Origin of the sequence: Nostoc sp. 'Peltigera membranacea cyanobiont' 213 (assembly GCF_002245975.1) — a bacterium.
Classification (GTDB): Bacteria; Cyanobacteriota; Cyanobacteriia; order Cyanobacteriales; family Nostocaceae; genus Nostoc.
In genome coordinates this window covers 1-24,259 of sequence record NZ_NOLI01000121.1, presented here as the reverse complement: position 1 = coordinate 24,259, position 24,259 = coordinate 1, and the positions used below count along the sequence as shown (strand labels likewise).

Here is a 24,259-nt window from a genome sequence, read left to right as displayed (position 1 = left end):
GGGGGAAAGAGTTAGAGACAAATCATTTGTATCAAGCATTTCGGGTAATGGTATGAGTGGATGGGGAATTGGGCAGGAGTTAGAAAACTCAATTTATCCACTTATCGACCTTTGAACTCCATTAATGAGGATTTGAACCCCATTAATGAGTCTTTGAATTCTAATCCCCAATGCCCAAATTAACGTTGGATGTTCAGTCTTTCTTGTAAAGCCTCGCGTGCGTGTTCTCGGTCATCAAAATGGATTTTTTCAGTACCAAGAATTTGGTAGTCTTCGTGACCCTTGCCAGCAAGCAAGACTCCATCACCTGGTTGTGCTTGTAAAATAGCAGTACGAATTGCAGTAGCCCGATCGCAAATTACCATTGGTTTTATTGTGGGGGGAATTCCTGCCAAAACGTCTTCTAAAATTCGTTCTGGATCTTCAGTCCGGGGATTATCTGATGTCACTACTGCCACATCAGCTAACTCAGCAGCAATTTTACCCATTTTTGGGCGCTTAGTGCGATCGCGATCGCCTCCACAACCAAATACGCAAATCACCTTCCCTGGTATAAACGGGCGTGCAGCTTTCAACAGATTTTCCAAGCTATCGGGTGTGTGGGCATAATCTACAATCACGCTAATATCTTGCTCAGGTTTAATCTGTACCCGTTCCATCCGTCCGGGAACTCCAGGAAAATCAGGTATTACAGATGCCACTAACTGCAAATCTAGCCCTAAGTGTAAAACTGCTCCTACGGCTGCTAAAAGATTTTCTAAATTATATTGTCCGACTAGAGGCGATCGAAAAGCTACGTCACCTTTTGGTGTATGTAATGTACCACTGACACCATTCGGCTCATAACTTAAATCGCTCATCCATAAATCAGCGCTGTTGTCGTTGACACTGTAACTCCAAACCTGTGAGGAATCTAACGAAGCAATTAACCGTTTGCCATAAGAATCATCAGCATTAATGATTGCTCGTCCCTTGAGATAATTCGGGCTAAATAACAACGCTTTGGCGGCAAAGTAATCTTCCATGTCGCTGTGATAGTCGAGATGGTCTTGAGTCAGATTGCTAAATACCGCCACCTCAAATTCACAACCCAACACTCTCCCTTGGGCCAAAGCGTGGGAACTCACTTCCATCACCCCGAACTCACTACCAGCATTTACAGCCTCTGCTAGCTGCTGTTGCAGTTCCACGGCGAAGGGCGTAGTGTGAGCAGCAGTTTGCTCAAAACCTGCCCAACGGGTGTAGAGAGTTCCCATCAAAGCTGTGGCTAGATTAGCTTCGATCAGCAAAAATTCAATTAGATGGGTAGTTGTAGTTTTGCCATTTGTACCAGTCACGCCTACCAGCTTGAGTTTTCGCCCCGGATAACCGTAAAAAGCACTAGCTATCTGGGCACAAGCTTGAGTGATGTTACTTGCACTGATGACCACAGCCTGATTTGTGGGAGGATTTTTTTGTGCAGCTTCAGGAGAGACGATCGCAGCTACAGCCCCCGATGCGATCGCACTTTGCCAAAATTCCCCACCATCAACTCGCGTTCCTGGCATCCCAATAAACAAATCTCCCACACGACAAGCATGAGAATTCGTCTTCAAACCCCTAACTTCCACATCCTCTAAAGTCGGATGGCTAGGCAATTGCTCAACACTGTCTACCGCCGTTAGTAATTCCCGCAATTTCATGTTGTGAACCTCGTCACATTCTTGATCTTGCGCTTATTCTGCATTATTTTTTTCTAATTGGCTAAATACTTACGCAACATTTGCTCCAACTGCTGCACGCTAGCACGAGGAGAAGGACGCGGCAATGGTGCTTCTATAATTTCTTCCTCCGCGCCACGGAAACTTTGCTCAACGGGGGGGAACCCCCGCACGCAAGTGTCCTCCTCTAGTCCTCTGTGGTTCGATAAATAAAGTACTGGCACCTCATACTCATAGGCAGCAAACCAATCTTCACGAGTCGTAATATCCCTAATTTCCAACTCGAAACTAAGATTTTGGATTTTTTCTAGCTTTTCTTGCAAGCCTTCGCATAAATGACAGCCTGGTTTACTGTATAAAATTAATCGCATTGTTTATTTGAGGTGTAGCAAGAGGTTATAAGTTTAGAATAACTAACGAACCGCAGAGGAGGAGAGATGAGAAAAGGATTTGATGTGGGTGAGTATGTTGAGCAAATGGCATTGTTGTTGGATTTGCAGCTAAGAGATGAGTATCGTGATGGGGTGGTGGCAAATTTTGAGAGAATTATGGCGATCGCTAATCTTGTTAATGAGTTTCCTCTAACAGAAGAAATTGAAGCTGCACCTATATTTGAACCATAATAGCTTTAGGAATCAGCTTTGAGTTTTGAAAATATACTGAGACTATAAAGCTTCTTTTTTTATGGTTTTCTCGAAAATACTGAAGATACCTTTTTCTGGGAGTCATGCTTGTTTTCAGCAAATCTTTACCTCTATCTATATATTTAGATACATTTTCAAGTTTATTTATAATTAATTAACAAGTTCTTTGACTAATTAAAGCAGTTTTACTCATAAATGAAAAATTACCTTAATTCTCCAAATTACATATACCAAAATATAGATTCGCTCCTTAGTATGTAGCCTTTACAGTAAATAGTAAGAGGACATTTATGAGATTAGTAATTCATGCCTGATGAGCATCGTTTGGAAGAAGAATTTCTATCCCAAGAAGCTGAAAGGAGAATATCCGAAAAGCTAGATGGAGCAGAAAATATAGAAATAGATATACAAACCGATCTGTTGAAAATAGTTCAGGGACAAGCTGATGGGGTTTCGGTTGTAGGTAAAGGATTAGCGATCCAAGAAGACATTCGCGTACAGGAAATAAAACTGCAAACAGATAGTATTAATATTAATCCCTTAAGCGCTCTTTTTGGTCAAATAGAACTCAATGAGCCAGTAAATGCTACAGCCCGCATTATACTTACAGAAGTAGATATTAATCGCGCCTTGACCTCAGACTTTATTCGCACCCAGATGCAAAACTTGGAGTTGGATGTAGATGGTGAAATTGTGAGTTTTGAACCACAAGAAATTAAAGTATTTTTACCTGGTGATGCCAAAATAGAATGTAGGGGAAGAGTGCTGTTAAAGGAAAAGGGAAATACTCGCCCTTTAGCTTACACTGCGGTGCTTCGTCCACGCACTCATGCAAAACCCGCGATGCTGGAGAGTTTTAACTGCACTGAGGGAGAAGGTGTTTCAATAGAATTAGTTACAGCATTAATGCAGAAAGTAAAAGAATTGATGAATCTGCCATACTTAAAATGGGAAGATATGGCGTTCAAGATTAAAGATATAAAAGTAGAAAAGGGTAGTTTAATACTTCTGGTAGAAACTCAAGTAAAGCAAATACCCTCATCAATCACGGAACTATCTCCTTAGTAGGACTGGCAGTAGTTAAAGATAATTTTTGTAACTAGGGAGTGATGTAAATTTATTAAAAATTTTATAAACTTTTGAAAGCTACTTAATTTCAAAATGATAACTATGCAAGAGTATGATGTTGTGCTGATCGGTGCTGGGCACAATGGGCTAGTTTGTGCAGCTTATTTGCTGAAAGCTGGTTATAGTGTCCTGTTATTGGAAAAACGTTCTGTTCCAGGTGGTGCAGCAACAACTGAAGAATGTTTACCCCAAGAAGCTCCTGGGTTTAAATTTAATTTATGTGCCATTGACCATGAATTTATTCACTTGGGGCCAGTTGTTGAAGAATTAGAACTAGAAAAATACGGCTTGCATTATCTGGAGTGCGATCCGGTTGTTTTCTGTCCTCATCCTGATGGTAAGTATTTCTTAGGACATAAGTCAGTGGAAAAGACTTGTGCAGAAATTGCCCGTTACAGCGAACGTGATGCCAAAAAATACGCTGAATTTGTAGACTTTTGGCAGCGAGCGATCGGTGCAATGGTTCCTATGTTTAATGCACCACCAAAGTCAATTATAGATATCGTTGGTAACTACGACATCACCAAACTGAAAGATTTATTTTCGGTTATTGGTTCTCCCAATAAAACGCTGGACTTTATTCGCACCATGTTAACCAGCGCTGAAGATTTACTTAATGAGTGGTTTGATGAGGAATTCCTGAAAGCGCCACTAGCCAGATTAGCAGCAGAACTTGGTGCGCCACCATCGCAAAAAACCCTTGCTATTGGTGCAATTATGATGGCAATGCGTCATAATCCTGGAATGGCCAGACCTCGCGGCGGTACTGGCGCACTTGTGCAAGCTTTGGTGAATTTAGTCACAAGTAAAGGTGGCGTTATTCTCACAGATCAGCATGTTGAAAAAGTTTTAATTGATGATGGAAAAGCTGTAGGTGTGCGGGTTGGTGGTGGTAAAGAATATCGCGCTAAACATGGGGTTATTTCTAATATTGATGCCAAGCGGTTGTTCTTACAAATGACTGATAAAAGCGATGTTGATGGAGCCGATCCAGATTTATGGGAAAGGTTAGAACGCCGCATCGTTAATAATAACGAAACCATCCTCAAGATAGACTTAGCTTTAGACGAACCACTGCGCTTTCCATACCACGCCCACAAAGACGAATATCTCGTTGGTTCTATCTTAATTGCTGATTCTGTGGCTCATGTAGAACAGGCTCATAGTAAATGCACCTTGGGAGAAATTCCTGATGCTGACCCATCAATGTATGTGGTAATGCCTAGTTATTTAGACGCTACATTAGCACCAGCAGGTAAGCACACCGTATGGATTGAATTTTTTGCCCCCTATCAAATTGCTGGTGCAGAAGGCACTGGTTTAAAAGGTACTGGTTGGACAGATGAATTGAAAAACAAAGTTGCAGATAGGGTGATTGATAAGTTGGCAGACTATGCACCAAATGTCAAGAATGCAACTATCGCCCGTCGTGTAGAAAGCCCAGCAGAATTAGGAGAAAGATTAGGTGCATACAAAGGAAATTATTATCATATTGATATGACTTTAGATCAGATGATATTTTTCCGTCCCTTACCAGAAATAGCGAACTACAAAACGCCTATTGAGAATCTATTCTTGACTGGTGCAGGGACTCATCCAGGTGGTTCGATTTCGGGAATGCCGGGACGCAATTGTGCCCGTGTATTTTTGCAAGCAAAGCATCCCATTAGCCAAACTTTAAAGGATGCGCGAGATTCGATTAAGTCAACTGTCGAGTCAGTATTTGGCATTAGTTAGGGGTTACAAAACTAGAGCATACTGCTATCTATTTTTTGCCTTCATGTCTTTTTGATAAAAACATAATTTTGGATGAAAAAGACATGGAGGCGTTATCTAAAATGTCCTGTTTATAGATATTAAATTGCTTCATTTAATCTGCTATTATCAATGATTAAATAAATAGACAAATCACCATCGCCACAAAACAACACATTGTTAGAAGCGGGAGATTTAACCCTCTAGAATTTGTTAATATAATGCGTGATGCGTTCTTAAGTTGCATAGTTAAAATTGCTAGAAAGATGCAAAGACATAATATGAATAATGATTAGCCTAGATATTTGCTTGATAGAATAAAGCAAATAACATCATTGATTGGGTGAAAAACTAGTGCGATCGCAACCTTGTTAACTAAAATAAATATTCCCAAATCCTTGCTATTACAACATATACAGCAACAAAAATAATGTTTTTTTAGTGAAATAAGTTCTAAGTAATTGCTTTATGTATATTTAATATGATAATGTATTATCCGCTTGATTTAAATAAGCATATATGCATTATCAACCAAGCTCTTTCTGAAAATATAAGTAAATTAATGGGTATAAACTAGTGTATTTTGATAATACTCAAAAAACGAACGAATTTTAACATCGTCTCAGAAGTTTTGTAGGTACAGCATGGTTTTTCAGCGCTGCTTAGTTGCATCTGGCTTGATAGCTTTCTTCGCTTTTGGTTGTAGTGGTGGGGCAAACTCATCAATAGAAAAGACTACACAAGTTGTCCAAGAAAGTAATGTAACCCAGCTTTTCATAGAAGCGAAGACTACCCAAAAAGCAGAAGATTTTTTTCATCAAGGTAATAATTTATTAGATGGACAACGTTATGAAGATGCAATAAAAGCTTATGACAAAGCGATCGCCATCAAAGCTGAGAGTCCTGAAGCTTGGATTAACCGTGGCATAGGCTTGACATCATTGCAACGTTACAAAGACGCTCTGGTATCTTACGACAAAGCGATCGCTATCAAACCCGACAAATATGAAGCTTGGTATAATCGTGGTATAGTTTTGACATCGTTGCAACGCTACAAAGATGCTGTTGCATCTTACGACAAAGCGATCGCTATCAAACCCGACAAATATGAAGCTTTAATTAACCGAGGCATTGCTCTGACAAAGCTGCACCGCTACCAAGACGCTATTGCATCTTATAATAGAGCGATCGCCATCAAGCCAGATTTACACCAAGCATATTACAACAAAGCTTGCTCTTATGCTTTACAAAGCAATCTGGAATTAGCAATTGAGAATTTAGACAAAGCCATCAAGCTGGTTCCTGATAAATACAAGAAATTAGCCAAAACCGATCCAGACTTTAGCAAAGTGCGTAGTGAAAAGCAGTTTCAGGAATTACTGCAATAGTATTTTGTCACCACCACTCAGTGTAAAATATGAGCTTACTGTAGCAAGGATTTTTTCTTGGGCGGTTTACAATTAGACATGAAAAAATTGTTAATCACCGGAGCCAGTGGTTTTTTAGGATGGCATCTTTGCCAACTTGCAAAACAAGAATGGGAGATTTATGGCACTTATTTATCCCATCCTTTAGAAATTCCTGGGATCAAAATGCTAAAAGTGAACTTAACAGATTTTCGGGAATTGCAGCGTATATTTAGTGATGTCAAGCCAACAGCAGTGATTCATACAGCCGCACATTCGCAACCAAATTTTTGTCAAACCCACCCTGAAGAATCGCACGCAATTAACGTCACAGCATCCTGCAATATTGCTGGACTTTGCGCGGATAACTCTATTCCTTGTGCTTTTACCTCAACCGACTTGGTTTTTGATGGCTTAAATGCTCCCTATCGAGAATCAGATTTTGTGTGTCCTGTCAACCTTTACGGCGAGCAAAAAGCGATCGCAGAAGCAGGTATGCTAGAAAGATATCCCATGACAGCAGTCTGTCGAATGCCGTTGATGTTTGGTGCAGCCACACCTACAGCCAAAAGCTTTATTCAGCCATTCATTCAAACTTTAAAAGCAGAAAAAGAACTCAATTTATTTGTAGATGAATTTCGCACCCCAGTAAGTGGAAAAACTGCCGCTAAAGGACTTTTATTAGTATTAGAAAAAGTTAACGGCATCATTCACTTAGGTGGCAAAGAGCGGATTTCGCGTTATGATTTTGGAAAGATATTAGTTGAAGTATTTCAACTCCCTGCTACCAAACTCAAATCCTGCCGACAACAAGATGTGGAAATGGCAGCAGCTAGGCCAGCAGATGTTTCTTTAAATAGTTCCAAAGCTTTTGCATTGGGTTATGAGCCTTTGTCTTTACGAAAAGAATTGCAGGAATTAATCATCGAATGACCTTTTTTTAATTGGAGCGTTCGCGCAGCGTCTCGTAGAGAAGCGACTTGACCTAAATGCTCTATTTTACAAGCATGACAGCTTTACTACTAATAAATATTAGGGTACTTTTACCAGATATAGCCTTCCGATTTGATTTGGAGAAAATATCCGTAGGATGTGTTAGCACGGAGAGTACGGCATCAAACCCTTGATAATAGTGCGTTACGAACTCCGTTCTAGTAGTCTGTCAAATTCATTTTGACGGTTAGAGAGACGCGATAAATCGCCGTCTCTACAGGAAATTTATCCATCAATTATTTATTGACAGACTACTAGCACACTCTACAATACTTAATTTCGTTCAAAAATCAAATAGTAATCCTATATTAGGGAAAAGAATAAAGGGTAAATTCTATCCCTTTGCCTTTTAAACTTTTCCCCACTTCTGCAAGAAGTCTAATGTTCTTGTCCAGTTGGCCGGATGAGGATTTCGTTGACATTAACGCGCGATGGCTGCGTGACGGCATAAACGATCGCAGCGGCAATGTCTTCGCTATGCAGAGGTGTAATTGCCTTGCGCCGTTCTTCAATGCGTTGTTTGGCAACGGGATCGGTAATTTGGTTGTCAATTTCCGTATCCACCAAACCTGGTTCGATAATGGTGACGCGGATATTATCTTTGTGAACTTCTTGGCGCAATGCTTCGGAGAGGGCATTGACACCCCATTTGGTAGCATTATAAACACCAACCCCCGCCCGCGCTGTCCGGCCAGCCACCGAGGAAATATTGACTATATGCCCCGATTTTTGCGCCTTCAACAAAGGCAAAACAGCATGAGTAGCATATAACAGTCCTAGTACATTGAGGTCAAACGATCGCCGCCAGTCTGAGCTATTTCCCGCTTCAATGGTTCCAAGTAAGGCAATCCCTGCATTATTCACAAGGATATCAACCCTTCCCAATTCTGCATTTGCCTTGGCCACCAAGTTATTTACCTGGTTTTCATCAGTCACATCGGTGACAATGGGCAACGCCTTGCCACCACTAGCTTCAATGCGTTCTGCCAAAGCCTGGAGGCGATCGCCACGCCTAGCAGCTAATACTACTGTTGCTCCAACTGAAGCCAAAGCGATCGCAGTTGCTTCTCCAATTCCCGATGATGCCCCAGTGATAATTACTACTTTTCCTGCTAATTTCTCTGTCATTTATTTAACTCCTTGGTAATTAATAATTGGTAATTGAGAAAGACTTGTTATAAGTTCTCACTCAAATCCCCTTGTCCCTCTTCCTCCCACCGATCCTCAAAACGGATGCAATTGCTGCCCCACAAAGGATTAGGGCTGCCAAACGAAAAGTTCCTTGGAACCCCGCAACGATCGCATCAGGAGGGGCAACAGAGACATCCGCACCCGCAGACATGCTAGCGATTAATGCCCCAAATACTGCCCCGATTAAAGAAACTCCTACTGTGTTCCCTGATGTTCGTGACAAAGAAAGTAGTCCAGAAGCAATCCCTAGCCGCTCCCTTGGTACTGCTCCCATGACAGTGCTATTGTTGGGCGATTGGAATAAACCTAGTCCAATGCCATAAATAAAATAGCGCGACACATAGCCAAGCTCAGTAATTTGAGCATCAAAGGTGCTAATCCCCAGACAGCCACCTATCATTAACCCCAGCCCAATTGGGCTGATTAGTCGAGCGCCAAAGCGGTCTGAAAGTGTTCCAGCTAGTGGGGCAATTAACCCGCTAAGTACGGGTGACACAGCTAGTAGCAGCCCCACTTTTACCGTCGGATAATGCTTAACGCCCTCTAGAAAGAAAGGGACGATGAGTAGCGAACCGCCAATAACAATGAATGCTAGCCAGCCACTAAGCAAACCCATACTCAACTGAAGATTGCGAAACAGTTGTAGCTCTAGTAGCGGCTGTTCTACGATCGCTTCAACTACCAAAAAAATTGTGAAACTTACGGCAGCGATCGCTAATAATATCAGTGCATTAGTACTGCCAAAGCCCTGACTTTGCCCTAGTGTCATACCCAGACCAAAACTACCCAGAGTTAATAAAGCTAATATGGCTCCAAAAAAGTCAAATTTTTGTTTACCCTCAATCCGTACAGAAGGTGGCACCACCCTAACTACCAAAAAACTAGCTACGATCCCCAACGGTACATTGATCGAGAATATACTACGCCAGCCTGACCAGCTTAAGAGTAGTCCGCCTGCGGAAGGGCCAAAAGCAATTCCCAGTGACACAACACTACCGATAACGCCAACAGCCCGACCGCGTTCGGAAGATGGAAAAACTTCTGTGATAATTGCCAAACCAAGCCCAGAAATGAACACCGCCCCCAGTCCTTGAAGGGCGCGAAAGGCAATCAACCACTCAATACTAGGTGCAAAAGCACACAACAGCGAACTTAAGGTAAACAGAACAAGTCCCCCCTGATATAAGGACTTTTTGCCCCACATATCTCCCAAGCGCGTTGCCCCCAAAACTAAACCAGAACTGACCAACTGGTAACTCAATACCGCCCATTGGGTTGTAGGAAAACTGGTATCAAAGGCTTGTACCAATGTGGGTAAAGCAACATTGATGATGCCCACATCAAGGGTAGACATGAACACCCCAAGTCCAACACCGAGTAAAACCCAATTTTTTTGAGAGTCTGACAAAACCAGAGGTTGTGCTTGCAATTGTCCCAATGTTTAGCCTCCGCCTTTGACAGTACGATTATGAATAGTTTGTATACGTATATTAATTGTAGGATGCTATCCTGACTACCAAGTTCAGGAAACGAAATTAGTCGCTTCCATCCCAGACTATGTATTTCATCCCTACCATTGATGATTTTGTTCAGAGCGATCGCAACAGGCGCTTCGTTGAAAAATTCAGGTATATATCAGACATCGACTTCTCAATCAACAAGAATGGCTTTTCTACTTGTTATATATTTGGTAGATTATCTCAGCGATCTTAACTCCAAACTCCTTCGGCTATTTGATAGCATCATAAAATACGGCAAATTGATAGAATCAGTGTATTTTATGCTATTTAGCAAAATATCATAGACAACTCTAAGAAGCAAGCTCCAGAAGTTGCAGTATAAGCAATGACTCAAAAGTGGCGGAACCTAGTATCATCCAAACTAACCAAAATCGCTTTCTCCTCGATCTCTCAGCACAAAGCGTAAAGATGTGTATATTATTGATTATTTGGGAATAATAGCTCAGGAAATAACGATAATATTGTCTGCGTTGCTCAGTAACTAGAGATAAAAAGGGTTTATCAAAATGGATTCTTTCGGTATTTACACCCTTGCTAATGATGTGGTGTTTGACCAATTAGTAGCTTTACTAAACAGCATTGAGGTGAATATTAGCGCAGATATCCCTATTTGTATTATTCCATACAATGAACAACTAGACTTAGTTAGGCAAGAAGTTAATGCTCGAAAGAATGTAATCCTATTTGATAATTGGGATGTAATTCAACGCTGGGAAGAATTTGCTCATCAGGTCTGGGCTGCTCAGTCTAGTAAAAAAGAGACAAAATTATCGCGTTCTAGTTGGTACAAAAGTCATTTACAAAGAAAGTTTGTTGGCTTTGAAGGGATTTTTGATAAATTCGTATTTTACGATAGTGATAGTTTGGCAATGAAGCCACTCAATAATCTAATTGACAAGCTAGAAACATACGATTTTATTTTTGATGATTGGGAACATATTAAGGATGAAGCTGTTGCAGCGTTAAATATTCCACTTATAGAACAAACTGGACTATATACAGAAGCAGATATCCGTTCTAAGCTACATTGCTCTAGCTTTTTTGGCTCTAAACGAGGGCTATTTACTGTTAAAGAAATTCAAACAATGAAAGAGCGATTAATTACCCATAGGGAAGTTGAATGGATCAATGGATGGTGGGATGATGCTTTTTTGTTTAACTATATGACTTTGCGCTGCGATCGCCCACTTTTTAACTTTACACTTAGCCCCAATGGTGAAGATAGAACAGGTAACTGTGCCAATGCAGATCCTTTCGTCAATATTAATAATGTTCTTTACAATCAAGATGGCTTAAAACCCATTCATCGCATCCATTATATGAGCTATTCTTCTCATGATTTTGCCCAGTTATGTCAAGGACAAGATGTTAATATTTGTTATGCCAATGAGTTTTTACATTATCGCTTTCTCAAACAGCCAGAACAAAGACCAAAAGAGTTAAAACCACTTAGTATAATTGCAAAGACTAATAAACTTTTCAACAAAACAATAAATAAGATTCAAAGAGCTATCCGCTAAATATAGCTTGATTGACGATGCCTTAAATTAGCAATTGATATAAGCTGTCTATTTTTTATATTTAGTATAGAATCTTATGCCTAAAATTACTGTTTGCGTTCCTACTTTTAATCGCGTTCATCTTCTTCCTTACGCCATTGACAGTGTACTAAATCAGTCTGAGCAAGACTTTGAGCTAATTATTTGTGATGACGGTTCTAGCGATCGCACACCTGAGTTGATGTCACAGTACACAGACGAACGGATTAAATATATCCGTCATCTGCAAAATATTGGTAAAAGTAATAATATGCGCTCTGGTTTTGATGCTGCCAGTGGTGAATATTTTATTAAATTTGATGATGACGATCGGCTAACACCCAATTTTCTGTCAAATACCGCAGCTATTCTTGCTCAAGACTCTAGCATTGATTTTGTTGGTACAGACCATTGGATAATTGATATTAACAATGTCCGGGATGAGGAAAAAACTCAAGAAAATTCTCATCGCTGGGGTAGGAAGAATTTACCAGCAGGTATTGTAGATAATTTGTTGGAAGTTGTATTTATTCAACAAAGCTTTCAAGTTGGGGCGACATTATTTCGCTGTAAGACATTGCAAGAATTAGGATATATGCAGCCAAATATGCAAAATTGTGAGGACAATGATTTATTTGTACGTCTAGCCTTGGCTGGAAAAAATGGTTATTATTTACCTGAATTATTGATGGAATATCGCACTCATGCAGAACAGCAAGGTATCAATCGGGCTATTCCTTATTTATTTGATAAGATGCGATATTTAGAAAGTTATAAATTTGATTCTGAACAAATAGAGGCAATTAGGAAAAATCGTCTAACTGAAACGCAGTTATTATTAGGTTTGCGTTTAATTGAAAAGGGTGAAACGCAAAAAGGTAGAGAGCTAGTTTTGGCGGGACAGTCTTTTTCGACACCTAAAGCTTGGACTGCTTTAGGATTATCTCTGTTACCAGTTGGGTTACGAGGTAAGGCGTTTAATGCACTGCGACAGGTGCGGGGTTAGCCTATATAAACGCTTTGGCACAGTCTGCCGCAAGGCATCGCTTGTATCAAGTACTTGGTGGTTAATGCCTCATGCAGAGAAACGCAGAGAAAGCTATGCAGAGTTTTTACACTGCAAAAAATTTATTTTAATAAGTACTAACTTCTTGACCACTCATCAATAATAGTCAAAATTGTTTTATCACCTAAGTTATCAACAGATTTTACTACATCTCGGTAATCTTCAAATTGTTGCTTTGATTTCTTGCGTCGAGCATCAAATATGTCTTTTGCAAGTTTTTCAGCCCCACGAATTCTAGAGCGTTGTAACTTTATAGATAACTCATCTTTGTCCAAAGAGTTCAACAAACTAAGTGGATTACTCTGTTCACCCTTTTGGGGAATAAGGTTTTCAAGTTGCTTGAACTGATTTTCTATTCTCTGTCTTTCTTGTATAAATTCTGACTTAAATTCATTTAATTGTTTCTCAAGACGTAATTCTAAATTTGCTAAACGTGGTTCTAATTTTGTTGTTTCAGGTTGTGGTCTTACTTGTTCAGCAGAAGAATCAATTTCTTGGAGAGATGCAACTTGCTTTAGTACTAAATCCTCTAATTTTGGAGCGATAACAAAGGCATTAACCATTTCAGCTTGCCGAGGATTTTTTTCTCGCGCCCTGACAGCAGCATAATATTCAAAATGTCCATCAACTACCGTATAACTCTCTACTCCTGTCATTTTTACAACTAATGGTCTGATAATTCCTCCAGTTTCTATAATTATGTCTGCGAGGTTTTCCAAATCAGCCTCTGAAAAATTTGAACGAGGTTCATTAGAAATAATACTTTTTACATCTACTAAAGAGAAATTCATCATTTATTTAAACCTATTCCTATCAACACTTCATCTGCTAAAATTTCAAACTCCATAGCAGATTTTTGAGCATCTGATTTTACTTCTTCTGCATATTTAACAACAGATTTGGGATCAGGATATTCTAAATCTCCAACTGTTATAGTCTGATTCATACATTCTGATAGCACGGTTCTATCATAAATTACTGCTTCCATCAAAGGTAGATTGTAACGTTCTGAAATGACGCTCCTTTGTTTAGGAAAAGTATATTGTAAAAATTTAGAATTAGTAGAAATTTTTGAAGCCAGGATACCCATTAATATAATGTGTGGTTTTCCTATCATTTCTCTAAATTCATTAACTTCTATAATAAAGTTTTTGACACTTAACAATCCTTGATTTGCAAATGGCTTTAAATCTGAAGGAATTATTAGGTAATCAGCAGCAACAAGTGCTACTTTAGCATATAAATCTCTAGATGGAGGTGTATCAATAATAACAACATCATATTCTGGCTCTACTTTTTTTAATTTTGTAACTAACCTAGTCTTACTAGCATCAATTTGATTAAGTTTATACTGTCCTTCTATTAAATTAATATGTGCAGGAATAACATCTAATTCAGGATTATTAAAGTAATGTGATTTTCGAATAACATCGGGTATTAAGTAAAAATCACCTGATTCTAACAAATGATAGATATTAGAATCCCGTAAATCGTCATCTTCATCAAATTGAAATTTAATTAATCCTGTAGCAAAAGTAGTATTAGCCTGGGAATCTATATCAATTAAAAGTACCCTTTTACCTTTTTTACGTAATGCTGCTGCAAGGTTGACTGCAACGGTAGTTTTACCAACGCCGCCTTTATTGTGGTAAATTGCAATTGTTTTCATTGAATGTTGCCTCTTTGTTTCAAAATTGGAATTATTTTCTATTTGAAGTTCTGATTTATCTACTAACTTTCCTTCTTTTAAACTCTCTCTACCAATTAAACCTTTAATATTCTCTAATTTTGTCTCAACGTCCTTCCCAGAACATTGAAATATTAATTGAATATCAGTCTGCAATTTTTGATAAATTCTAATCTCTTTGCCGTTAGTCAGCAATCCATACCTGACATTCAAGCTGGTTAAATAATGCCTAAGTCGGGGGACATGATTATTTAAGTTTTGCTTGGGATGCTTTGCCTCCATAACGACACTCAACGGCGAATTGGCATCTAAGACAAAGGGAATCACCTGTGCGGCAAATGCTAAGAAATCTAAGCGGATGCTACCAATGGCAACCTCTTGATGCCAGGTGTCAGGTGTATAACCTAGCTGCGGTAGCAAATATTGCACTATGAGTTTGCTTTCAACTTCGCTTTCGTTACGGCATAGCTCAGGATTAAAAGGCAATATTTTTCTACCTCAAAATAATTATTGGACTTGGGACAAAGACTCATATTTGCTAGATTATGACATACCATTAATTATTTTGAGTGATAGAAATCACTTAGAAAATATAAATAATCATCATAAAATTAGTAATTTTGCTGAATTCTGTTACCTAGCCATCCTCATAATTAACAGGCTACCTATGTATTTCCCCATTAGCCCTGTAAATGGCTAGAATCAAAGTGTTTACCTATTTGCGCTAAAGGTTTTGGCTACTGTATCTTGTCCCCACTGCCATCAACTCGTTGATAATCAAGCTATAAGTTGTCCCTATTGCCGGACGACACTCAAAGCTTACGGTCATCCCGGTATTCCATTGCACCGCGCCACTGGGGACGGGTATCTGTGCGACACCTGCACCTATCACGCTGATGATACTTGCAATTTTCCTAAACGTCCCTACGCCAAAGACTGTACACTCTACCAAAATATTGAAGATACAAAGTTAGAGTCAAAACAGCAGCGTTACACTAACAGTTTTGCTGTAACTGTGAAAAGTTGGGTAAAACGCAATCAGGCTTTGCTGTTGCTATTAGGTTTATTATTAGTCTGTTTTTTGTTCGTGATATTAAGACCTTGATTTGTTTTTTGTAGGAGTGGGGAGATGGGGGAGAAAAAATAACTAATGCCCCATACCCCATTCTTCAACCTGTGGTGATTTTGGATACTTCTGCAATAGCTTCAACTTGTATCGGTGGGGCTTTTTCCTCAAAGGCAGTTAAATCAAACCAAAAAGTTGTCCCAATGCCGACTTCACTCACGAGATGGACTTTACTACGATGTCTGTCGATGATATTTCTAACAATCGATAATCCTAAACCCGTGCCTTCTAGGGTGTGAACTCGGTTTTCTACACGAAAGAAGCGTTCAAAAATTGAGTGTTGATCTTCTGTGGCTATGCCTATTCCAGTATCGGAGATTTCAATCCGCACTGGAGAAGATTGGGTGTGATTGGGCTTAAAATCTAGTTGGTAGGCGCGGATTGCTACTTTACCACCGGCTTTTGTGAACTTGAGAGCATTACCAATTAGGTTGCCAAACACTTGTACTAACAGATCGTAATTACCCATTACCAGGGGCAAATTAGGAGCAAGTTCTTGAACAAGTTCAACACCTTTCTCTTTAGCATTGAGTTGGTAAGTACGCAGGGTTTGCTCGATCGCTTGGGCTAAATCTACCCCATCGAAGTTGTACTGACGACCAGATTCGAGTTTTGACAAATCTAAAACATCGTTAACTAGGCGAGTTAGGCGATCGGTTTCATGGTTTACTGTTTGCAGAAACTCTTGCCGTTCTTGTAAAGCTAAGTCTTCACCGTAGTCGTGCAGGGTTTCAATATAAGTTTTGATGTTAAATAATGGCGTTCTCAGTTCGTGAGAAACATTACTGATAAATTGGCTTTTTGCATCGTTTAATTCCACCTCACGGCTTATATCTTGGACAGTAATCGCAATGCCTTTGATGCTTTCTCTTTGCACGTTGAGTACTGTAGTTAAGAGAATACGGATCGTCCGTGGGGTGGGTTGGTTAATAAAAATTCGGAATTCAGCACTTTCGCATTCCCCTGCTGCCATTTCGTACAAAGGGCCAGAGATTTCCATTTGTACATCTGTCGGTAAGTGATGCAACACATTGCAGCCTACCACATCAATAGTTTCCCAGCCAAAAATTCGCCGCGCTGTGGGGTTGACTAATATCACCTGCATGTTGTTATCAATCAATACTGCACCATCTGCGATCGTGGAAACTAGGGTTTCTAGCTTGGCTTTTTCTGCGGTCAATTCCTCAATATTCTGTTCTTCATAGCGCTCTAATCGCTCTGCCATCTCATTAAAGCTTAAAATTAACTCCCCCAGTTCGCCCCCTAAAGGTAAATCAATGCGCTGCTTGAAATTCCCGGTAGTAATTTGCTTTACCCCTACCAGTAGTTCTTTGATTGGCTTAGTGATGGTCAAGGCGTTAATCACTCCTGCCAAAATCACCATTACCCAAATGGTGATAAAAACGGCAATGGTGACATCGCGGGTAAAATTGGTGGAAATGATCGCAGTCTGATTGGGATTGATGCCGATCGCTAATACACCTAAATATTTTTTATTAACGATTAGAGGAATAAACACATCGGTAACAACGCCGTCTGGGGTCATGTGTTGCCGCACCATCGGCTTTTCCCCATCCCCTGGGTAATCTTCTGGCAGTTGGATTCGCCGTTTAATGGTAAGAGAGTTTTCTACCTCTGCATCCCAAAAAGGTATGCCAAAAAAGATTTCCCCAGTTTCATCAGCGTAGAGCATGTAACGCACACTAGAGGTGCTGCTATAGAAGCGTTGAGAAAATTGGGAAACCTCAGTCAAATTGTTGTCAGCTATGAGGGGAGCAACATTGGCAGCAAGTAGCAGCCCCAAATCACGACCGAAGCGGGTGTCATTCATCCGCGCGTCCTGCTGAATTGTATTCACAGCCCAGAAGGTCAGACCACTCATCACCAAAGAAACCACCAATGTGGCCACAGCCAGCAGTTTAGTCTGGAGTGTGAACTCCGACCACCAACTAGCGATCGCATCTCGAATTGTTTTGAACAGACTTAGCATCTTAAATAAAGTTGTTAGTAGTCTTTGTTATAAAGCCCAACAACTTAAAAATTAACAGTTAATCCGACAAATATGTTAGGGCATTGGGTATGGGGCATTAGTTATTCCCTCATATTCAGACTCCCAACTCCTAACTCTTAACTCTATGACCGATATCTTTACGGTAATATATCCCATCAAACTGAATATATTTGATTGCAGCGTAGGCTTGGGCGATCGCTTGCTCAAAATTTTCTCCGATTCCAGTTACATTTAATACTCGACCCCCGTCTGTCACTATTTCTTGTTGCTGGTTCAATTTCGTACCTGCATGAAATACAGTTGCTCCTGTTGCCTCTGCGTTGTCAATGCCAGTAATCACCTGGCCTTTCTCATAAACTCCTGGATAACCACCTGAAGCCGCAACGACAGTAGCAGATGCTCCCCCTTTCCAAGCAATGGGCGGCAATTCACTTAATCGTTGCTGCACACAGGCTAGAATCAATTCTTCTAAGGGTGTTTCTAACAGTGGCAAAATCACCTGGGTTTCGGGATCGCCAAAGCGACAGTTAAATTCCAAAACCTTCAAGTCGCCATTAGGTGCAATCATTAACCCAGCATACAGTACACCTCGGTAGTCAATGCCTTTTGCTCGTAAGGTGGCGATCGCTCTTTCTAACACTTCTGTTTGAATGCGTGCCATCAACTCTGGCGTAGCGATGGGTGCTGGGCTGTATGCTCCCATCCCACCAGTATTTTCGCCCGTATCGCCATCACCAATCCGCTTATGGTCTTGAGCGGGCAGCAAGGGTCGAATTGTTAACCCATCAGTTAACGCTAAAACTGATACCTCTTGCCCAATTAAACATTCTTCAATAACAACAAATTCGCCAGCACTGCCAAATTGCCCCTGAAAAATTGCATCCACGGCACTTTCTGCCTGTGCAAATGTTTCGGCCACCGTTACACCCTTACCAGCCGCCAAGCCATCAGCTTTAATGACAATTGGCGCTCCCTTAGCTCTTACATAAGATTTTGCTGCTGCTGCCTCCGTAAATACCGCAGCCTGCGCCGTCGGAATTCCTGCTTCTTGCATCAGAGTTTTTGCCCAAGCTTTACTCGCTTCAATTTGCGCTCCCGCTCTGACTGGCCCAAATACCATCAATCCTTTGTCTTGGAGGTAATCGGTGATTCCCTTTGCCAAAGGTACTTCTGGCCCAACTATCACCAGAGTGATACCATTTTCCAGAGCATATTGGCTCATGCCTTCAAAATCATCTACTGCTAGAGTCAAGTTCTGGCAACGTTCTATACTTGCTGTACCTCCATTCCCCGGTACGCAGACAACTTGCTCGATTTGCTTAGATTGCAACAGTTTCCATGCTAGAGCGTGTTCGCGCCCTCCATTACCTACGACTAAAACTTTCACTAAATTTCCTCGTGCGTCCCTTGCGAAACGAGAATTCCCTATTCGGCTCTCGCGGATCAATTTTTTCACCAATTATCGCACTTGTGCAAGCCCCCTCATCACAAGAAGAGGCAGGATGGGGGGAGAAAGAATTATCTATATCGGTTTTAAGTCGATTCTGTTGTTGGAATTTCAACTGCGGCTATTCTTAAGATTCAATTTTGTCAACTAGTATATTTATTACTCTTTTTAACAGCAATGTCTCAATAAATATACTAGCATAAATTGAATATACTAGCATAAATTGAATTATTAAGTATATCTATTTAAGTAATGTTTGTGTTTAAAACAGTACAATAATTGATTAAAAATCAAGCTTAAGTAATGACGATTATTGATTATAAGTACTAACCTGTGAATATAGAAATTTATGAAAATATCAAAAAATAGGTAACATGGCTAAAATTATCGTTACTGGAGCTGCCGGCTTTGTTGGTTCTCAACTCGTAGAGATATTGCTACAACAAGGGGAAGAAGTGATCGGCATTGATGAATTCAATGATTACTACGATCCGATGTTAAAGCGTAAGAATGTTGCACATTTACATTCCTCACCTGGCTTTACATTAATCGAAGCAGATATTCAGTTTTTAGATTGGCAGGAACTCTTAAAAGATGTTGATGTAGTTTACCATCAAGCAGCACAAGCAGGTGTCAGAGCGAGTTGGGGTAAAGCTTTTCGAGGTTATACAGAAAGAAATATTAACGCTACACAAGTTTTGCTAGAAGCAGCTAAAGATGCTAAACACCTGAAAAGATTAGTATTTGCTTCTTCGTCAAGCGTATATGGTGATGCAGAAACATTACCCACTCATGAGGGAATTTGCCCTCAACCTGTTTCTCCTTACGGTATTACTAAGCTAGCGGCTGAAACTTTGTGCAGACTATATCATAAAAACTTTGGTGTGCCATCTGTATCATTGCGATATTTCACAGTTTATGGCCCTAAACAGCGTCCAGATATGGCATTTCATAAATTCTTTAAATCGATTTTGCAGGATGAGGCGATTCCTATTTACGGCGATGGACAGCAAACGCGGGAGTTTACGTTTGTTGGTGATGTCATCGCTGCCAATTTAGCTGCCGCCAATGTACCCGAAGCAGTGGGAGAAATCTTAAATATCGGTGGTGGTAGCAGGGTGGTTTTAGCAGAAGTCTTAGATACGATTGAAGAAATCGTTGGGAAACCAATCAAAAGAAACCACATAGAAAAAGCGATGGGAGATGCCCGTCACACTGCTGCTGATGTATCTAAAGCGCAAAAAATTCTCGGATATCAACCAAAAGTTTCTCTGCGAGAAGGTTTGACAAAAGAATGGCAGTGGATTAAGTCGTTGTATTAAAGGGCATTGCTTATTTTCTTTTGGGACTTGCAGCAGTTTTCCTTTGCATGAAGTCAGAAGCTACAGGTTTTGAAGCAGGAGGTGGGAGGTAGAAACTCTTTATAGATGCATGAGTCCTGCATTTTGTAACTTACTTGCAATCTGCTGTATACAGAAGAGATCCGCCAACTTTTGTTTTAATCATCATCACCCCTCCCTATCTCCACCCTAGTCAGAGTTGTTCGAGGGTGGCGACTTTTGCGATCTGTTAAAAAAGTAGGAGAGTTAGCAACTAGTTGAAATCTTGTTAACCTTTATGCTTAAAATTGCACAAGAGGTTTGTTTAGCATCTACTGACAGCTAAAGTTAACCCTTTGCAGGACTCTCATAAGCCATGCTGACTGAAATTTTCCCTTTCCGCTTTGAGTTAAACACGATCGCGATCGCCGGAGCGAGTTTGTGGTCATTGGCGCTATATCTAGGTTTTTCCCCAGTTAATCAATGGGTAATCGAACAACTTAACCGTTGGTTTAACTTTGCCGAGCGATCGCTTTACACCAGCCAGACAGAGTTTGAAAAGACTCGTAAAGCCAGAGAATCCCAAAACGCTTTCTATGCATCATTATTTAGCATCACGCCTTTTTTGGTAGTTGGCGCTTTATGTAACTGGGGTCTGGAAATTAGTTTAGGTGAAAGTTGGGGAATTAGTACAGGAATCTTAGCCTGTATGGGCTCTGGCATTTATGAACTTGGGCGCAGGGACGGAGAATCTTCGGATTAAAGGAAATGACGAGAATGAGGCACATAAGGGAGAAATTTCTTACTTCCTCATCTCCCCCTCCACTAAGTAAGTAGAACGACTTGAAAAAAACAAACTATGTAAAGTAATGTAACTTTAGCGAAAATCAGTTCGTAGTAAGGACTTTAGTCCTGATTTGAGAACTAAAGTTCTCACTACAAACCTTTAATTATTTACCCTGTTCTACTTAATAGTATGTATGCATAATAATACGTCCCTAAAGCTAGAGATTACATTTGTTTACATTATTTGATTAGAATTATGGGGCATAGAAATTTATTAAAAATAAAATTATGAAAAAAGTTTTAGTGAGCTTGGTATTTTTGTCAGCCGTATTTGTGCGGTACTATCTATAGCTGCTTCATCAGATCGTTGTTTAATTGAGAATCAACTTAGCAACATTCCCCCTGAAACTCTCAAAAAAATCTTTCCAGAAGAAATCAATCGGTTGACTATATTTCAAAAACGTCCACTAACTTCAGCCTCGGAAACGGAGATTAGGCAAGCTGCTGTAAACTATACCCTTGCCCACTCTTGCCAATTTAAGATACTAAGCGGCACACCGGAGGCAATATTTGCCCGTCCAATCAAAGCTGCTGAAATTCCTTCCACTGGTTTTGGTGAGTTTGAGTTTATGGGTAAAGAACCGCCATTGATGTTAGTAGTACTCAAAGGAAACTTTGACATCAGCGGCTTTCCAAGTTCAAATCCTCGTCGTTCAACAAAGTACACGGCTTATATTTTTGACCTCCAGGCTGGCACACCAATTTTTTCAGCAACTGGATTGACAGGAAAATACTTCCGCAATGCCCTTAATGACTCAACTTTGCCAGATGATTTAGAATCTGTCGATCTTTAATTGTTACCAAATTTCCTCACCAACAATCTCTGCTATTTTCTGGGCTGCACCACTTTCACCGCGAATATTACGGAGTTTGGCGCGGATATCATCCAATTTTTCTGGATGGGCTAAAAAGTCTAAAACCATTTCCCCAATTTCTTGCGGTTGAAGTTTACCCATAAGTTCTGGCACTATCTCTTCCTGTGCCCAGATATTTGGCCATGCTAATAAACCTTTGCGTCTCACGAATGTTAGAAATAACCAATTGATCGCGTTAGCAAAAGCCGTACCTATCCCTGGCAGATTTGCCAACAACCCAGGTAAACCATCCCAAGAACGCATAGCATCAAGTTGCTGCGTTGGTAGTAAAACAATCATTGGTACTCCTAAAGCACCGAGTTCGGCTGTGTTTGCCCCCACTGTAGTCAAGCAGATACAGCACTGGGATAATAATTGATATGCAGGATTTTCTTGCCACAATTCTACAGTTAAGCCCGTTGCTGTTTTGAGCAATGGTTTGCCTCTAGCCTCCTCCGGGGCAATTAAGGAAGCACCACCAAAGCCAAAAATTTTAGCAATAGAGTTCCTTTGAGGATCGGCAAAACTAGCTAAGGTTTCCAAATCCAAAGTTGGGGCTACAGGAATCACAAATTTAGTTTGCGGTCTTTTTGCGCGAACATATTCGGCAATGCTTAAAGTTAATGGTACTCCTTGGGCTAATTTTGCCGCTTTTGATCCAGGAAGTAGACCAATAAATTCAGTTTTCAGTGATGGAGTCATAGCTGAAGGGGAATTTGAATCTAGGCTTTCCCCTGCTTCTAGCATCAAATCACCTACAACAGTGAATTTGTGAGCATATTTCTGGGGGACAACAGCAGCAACTTTGGGTTTCATCACCCCAAAGCGATCGATCCACTTATGCCAACGGGCTTCCCATTCGGCGTAAACAACTGTCCGATATCCCAGCTTTTTGCCTATAATTACGGGGAAAATTTGATCGCCACCGAGGAAAACAACTACACCTCGACTTCTCCAATCCCAATTATCAGAAGTTTTGCCCCAGAGCAAAAATTGCCAAAAATGCTCTGCTTCTTGTACTCTATCTACTTCTGGGTAGGAAAGTGCGATCGCAGCTTCTTTACCACTAGCATTTGAGCAAGGCGATAAAACTACACTGATCCTAACTTGATTTCGGTCATCGCCGAATTTTTGTCGCAACGCCCTTACTACTGGGCGCACCCAGGTTGTAACCTCACCTGGGCCATTTGATAAAATGAGAATATCTACTTGAGTCATTAGTTAATGGTCAAGAGTTAGGGGTCGTTAGTCAAGAGACAAATACCCCTCTTCTGTCACTCTCGGAAAACTTTTGCCATTTCTGAATTCTAGAGCTTTTGTATAGCAAGATATTGCGCGATTATTTTCCAATAACAAATACAAGACCAATTTTTTGCTAACGGTATAGCTTGTATTGATTGGTTCATAAGGCTTCTAGCGATCGCCCTCATGGAAAGTGACAGAAGAGGGATACAGCGCTTCCGGCTATTATGCAATACAGTTTTCCTCTTGCCCGTCTCCTATCATAGCTTTCAGCTTTGAGGATGTACCTCATAGCCGCCGGAAGTGCTGTATCATGCTGCGCCGTCTGTGGTCTAAAGATTTACTTTATAAATGATGGTCTCTTAATTCACACCCAGGCAAGTTTTAGCCACTTCGCTTTTACCTCACCCCTCCTCACTCCTATTGCTTAACCCATTCAGTTGAAAGTAATACCAGTCAAGCGATTTGGTCTTTTAGAAAAAATATAAATTTCCCCCTTGACAAATTAGGGATGACTAGTTACTCTAGTTAAGTGGGCAAGCGAGAGACGCTAACCACCACTGAACCTGAAAAACATAATACTTTTGAAAGCTTAAAGAAAAAACCAATCCTCGTCAACAAGATTTTACTTTTGGGTTTTCCCAAAAAGATAATCAAAATTTAGTAACTAGGATTCCGAGAAATATTTTTTTTCGGAGCCACAAACTCGAAACAAACCAAAACGGAGAGTTTGATCCTGGCTCAGGATGAACGCTGGCGGTATGCTTAACACATGCAAGTCGAACG

At 40.4% G+C, this 24,259-nt stretch carries 20 protein-coding genes and 1 rRNA gene; 12 read left to right on the top strand and 9 right to left on the bottom strand.

Annotation, left to right across the window (positions count from 1 at the left end; translation table 11 throughout):
• Window positions 1-179: 179 nt before the first annotated feature.
• Complete coding sequence (locus CDG77_RS25565) at window positions 180-1,682, bottom strand: UDP-N-acetylmuramoyl-L-alanyl-D-glutamate--2,6-diaminopimelate ligase (protein ID WP_094332142.1); 1,503 nt, start codon at window positions 1,680-1,682, stop codon at window positions 180-182.
• Between the two features lie 53 nt (window positions 1,683-1,735).
• A complete protein-coding gene (locus tag CDG77_RS25560) occupies window positions 1,736-2,071 on the bottom strand; it encodes a glutaredoxin family protein (RefSeq protein WP_094332141.1) in 336 nt (111 codons plus the stop codon).
• Between the two features lie 66 nt (window positions 2,072-2,137).
• On the opposite strand from CDG77_RS25560, the gene CDG77_RS25555 reads away from it, so the two are divergent.
• The 5 genes from CDG77_RS25555 to CDG77_RS25535 all read left to right on the top strand — a co-directional run bounded on the left by CDG77_RS25555 (window position 2,138) and on the right by CDG77_RS25535 (window position 7,566).
• Window positions 2,138-2,323: a DUF4089 domain-containing protein gene (locus tag CDG77_RS25555; RefSeq protein ID WP_094332140.1), complete on the top strand. Its 186-nt coding sequence runs from the start codon at window positions 2,138-2,140 to the stop codon at window positions 2,321-2,323.
• A gap of 327 nt (window positions 2,324-2,650) precedes the next feature.
• Window positions 2,651-3,409 (top strand): LmeA family phospholipid-binding protein, encoded by a 759-nt coding sequence (locus CDG77_RS25550; protein WP_094332139.1) that lies wholly within the window; start codon window positions 2,651-2,653, stop codon window positions 3,407-3,409.
• Window positions 3,410-3,514: 105 nt separating this feature from the next.
• A complete protein-coding gene (gene crtO, locus CDG77_RS25545) occupies window positions 3,515-5,209 on the top strand; it encodes a beta-carotene ketolase CrtO (RefSeq protein WP_094332138.1) in 1,695 nt (564 codons plus the stop codon).
• Window positions 5,210-5,871: 662 nt separating this feature from the next.
• Complete coding sequence (locus CDG77_RS25540; RefSeq protein ID WP_094332137.1) at window positions 5,872-6,615, top strand: tetratricopeptide repeat protein; 744 nt, start codon at window positions 5,872-5,874, stop codon at window positions 6,613-6,615.
• A 78-nt stretch (window positions 6,616-6,693) separates the two neighbouring features.
• The gene (locus CDG77_RS25535) at window positions 6,694-7,566 is read left to right on the top strand and encodes an SDR family oxidoreductase (RefSeq protein ID WP_094332136.1); all 873 of its coding nucleotides are present in this window, start codon (window positions 6,694-6,696) and stop codon (window positions 7,564-7,566) included.
• A 438-nt stretch (window positions 7,567-8,004) separates the two neighbouring features.
• On the opposite strand, the gene CDG77_RS25530 is transcribed toward CDG77_RS25535, so the two are convergent.
• Both CDG77_RS25530 and CDG77_RS25525 read right to left on the bottom strand, forming a co-directional pair.
• Window positions 8,005-8,754, bottom strand: coding sequence for an SDR family NAD(P)-dependent oxidoreductase (locus CDG77_RS25530; RefSeq protein WP_094332135.1), 750 nt, complete (start codon window positions 8,752-8,754; stop codon window positions 8,005-8,007).
• A gap of 61 nt (window positions 8,755-8,815) precedes the next feature.
• Window positions 8,816-10,255: an MFS transporter gene (locus tag CDG77_RS25525; protein ID WP_094332134.1), complete on the bottom strand. Its 1,440-nt coding sequence runs from the start codon at window positions 10,253-10,255 to the stop codon at window positions 8,816-8,818.
• Window positions 10,256-10,843: 588 nt separating this feature from the next.
• Between CDG77_RS25525 and CDG77_RS25520 the strand changes: the two genes are divergently transcribed.
• Entirely contained in the window at window positions 10,844-11,857 is a 1,014-nt protein-coding gene (locus CDG77_RS25520; protein ID WP_094332133.1) for an Npun_R2821/Npun_R2822 family protein, read from the top strand.
• Between the two features lie 76 nt (window positions 11,858-11,933).
• The gene (locus CDG77_RS25515) at window positions 11,934-12,881 is read left to right on the top strand and encodes a glycosyltransferase family 2 protein (RefSeq protein ID WP_094332132.1); all 948 of its coding nucleotides are present in this window, start codon (window positions 11,934-11,936) and stop codon (window positions 12,879-12,881) included.
• Between the two features lie 137 nt (window positions 12,882-13,018).
• Here the strand turns inward: CDG77_RS25515 and CDG77_RS25510 are convergent, their stop codons facing one another.
• Together CDG77_RS25510 and CDG77_RS25505 are read right to left on the bottom strand one after the other, a co-directional pair.
• A complete protein-coding gene (locus CDG77_RS25510) occupies window positions 13,019-13,735 on the bottom strand; it encodes a ParB N-terminal domain-containing protein (RefSeq protein ID WP_094332131.1) in 717 nt (238 codons plus the stop codon).
• Entirely contained in the window at window positions 13,732-15,114 is a 1,383-nt protein-coding gene (locus tag CDG77_RS25505; RefSeq protein WP_094332130.1) for an AAA family ATPase, read from the bottom strand. The genes CDG77_RS25510 and CDG77_RS25505 overlap by 4 nt, the downstream gene beginning before the upstream one ends.
• 247 nt (window positions 15,115-15,361) lie before the next feature.
• Here CDG77_RS25505 and CDG77_RS25500 point away from each other — a divergent pair, with 247 nt between their 5' ends.
• Window positions 15,362-15,733, top strand: coding sequence for a zinc ribbon domain-containing protein (locus CDG77_RS25500; protein ID WP_094332129.1), 372 nt, complete (start codon window positions 15,362-15,364; stop codon window positions 15,731-15,733).
• A 64-nt stretch (window positions 15,734-15,797) separates the two neighbouring features.
• Here CDG77_RS25500 and nblS read toward each other — a convergent pair whose 3' ends face one another.
• Complete coding sequence (nblS, locus tag CDG77_RS25495) at window positions 15,798-17,744, bottom strand: two-component system sensor histidine kinase NblS (RefSeq protein WP_094332128.1); 1,947 nt, start codon at window positions 17,742-17,744, stop codon at window positions 15,798-15,800.
• A 130-nt stretch (window positions 17,745-17,874) separates the two neighbouring features.
• Window positions 17,875-19,152 (bottom strand): phosphoribosylamine--glycine ligase, encoded by a 1,278-nt coding sequence (gene purD, locus CDG77_RS25490; protein ID WP_094332127.1) that lies wholly within the window; start codon window positions 19,150-19,152, stop codon window positions 17,875-17,877.
• Between the two features lie 434 nt (window positions 19,153-19,586).
• Here purD and CDG77_RS25485 point away from each other — a divergent pair, with 434 nt between their 5' ends.
• From CDG77_RS25485 to CDG77_RS25475, 3 genes are all read left to right on the top strand, one after another.
• Window positions 19,587-20,534: an NAD-dependent epimerase/dehydratase family protein gene (locus CDG77_RS25485; RefSeq protein WP_094332126.1), complete on the top strand. Its 948-nt coding sequence runs from the start codon at window positions 19,587-19,589 to the stop codon at window positions 20,532-20,534.
• Between the two features lie 373 nt (window positions 20,535-20,907).
• On the top strand, window positions 20,908-21,294 hold the full coding sequence (locus tag CDG77_RS25480; RefSeq protein WP_094332125.1) for a hypothetical protein: 387 nt from the start codon (window positions 20,908-20,910) through the stop codon (window positions 21,292-21,294).
• A gap of 466 nt (window positions 21,295-21,760) precedes the next feature.
• Window positions 21,761-22,171, top strand: coding sequence for a hypothetical protein (locus CDG77_RS25475; protein ID WP_094332124.1), 411 nt, complete (start codon window positions 21,761-21,763; stop codon window positions 22,169-22,171).
• A gap of 3 nt (window positions 22,172-22,174) precedes the next feature.
• Here the strand turns inward: CDG77_RS25475 and CDG77_RS25470 are convergent, their stop codons facing one another.
• Window positions 22,175-23,449 (bottom strand): lipid-A-disaccharide synthase, encoded by a 1,275-nt coding sequence (locus CDG77_RS25470; RefSeq protein WP_094332123.1) that lies wholly within the window; start codon window positions 23,447-23,449, stop codon window positions 22,175-22,177.
• A 742-nt stretch (window positions 23,450-24,191) separates the two neighbouring features.
• Here CDG77_RS25470 and CDG77_RS25465 point away from each other — a divergent pair.
• A 16S ribosomal RNA gene (locus CDG77_RS25465) occupies window positions 24,192-24,259 on the top strand; the annotation flags it as partial.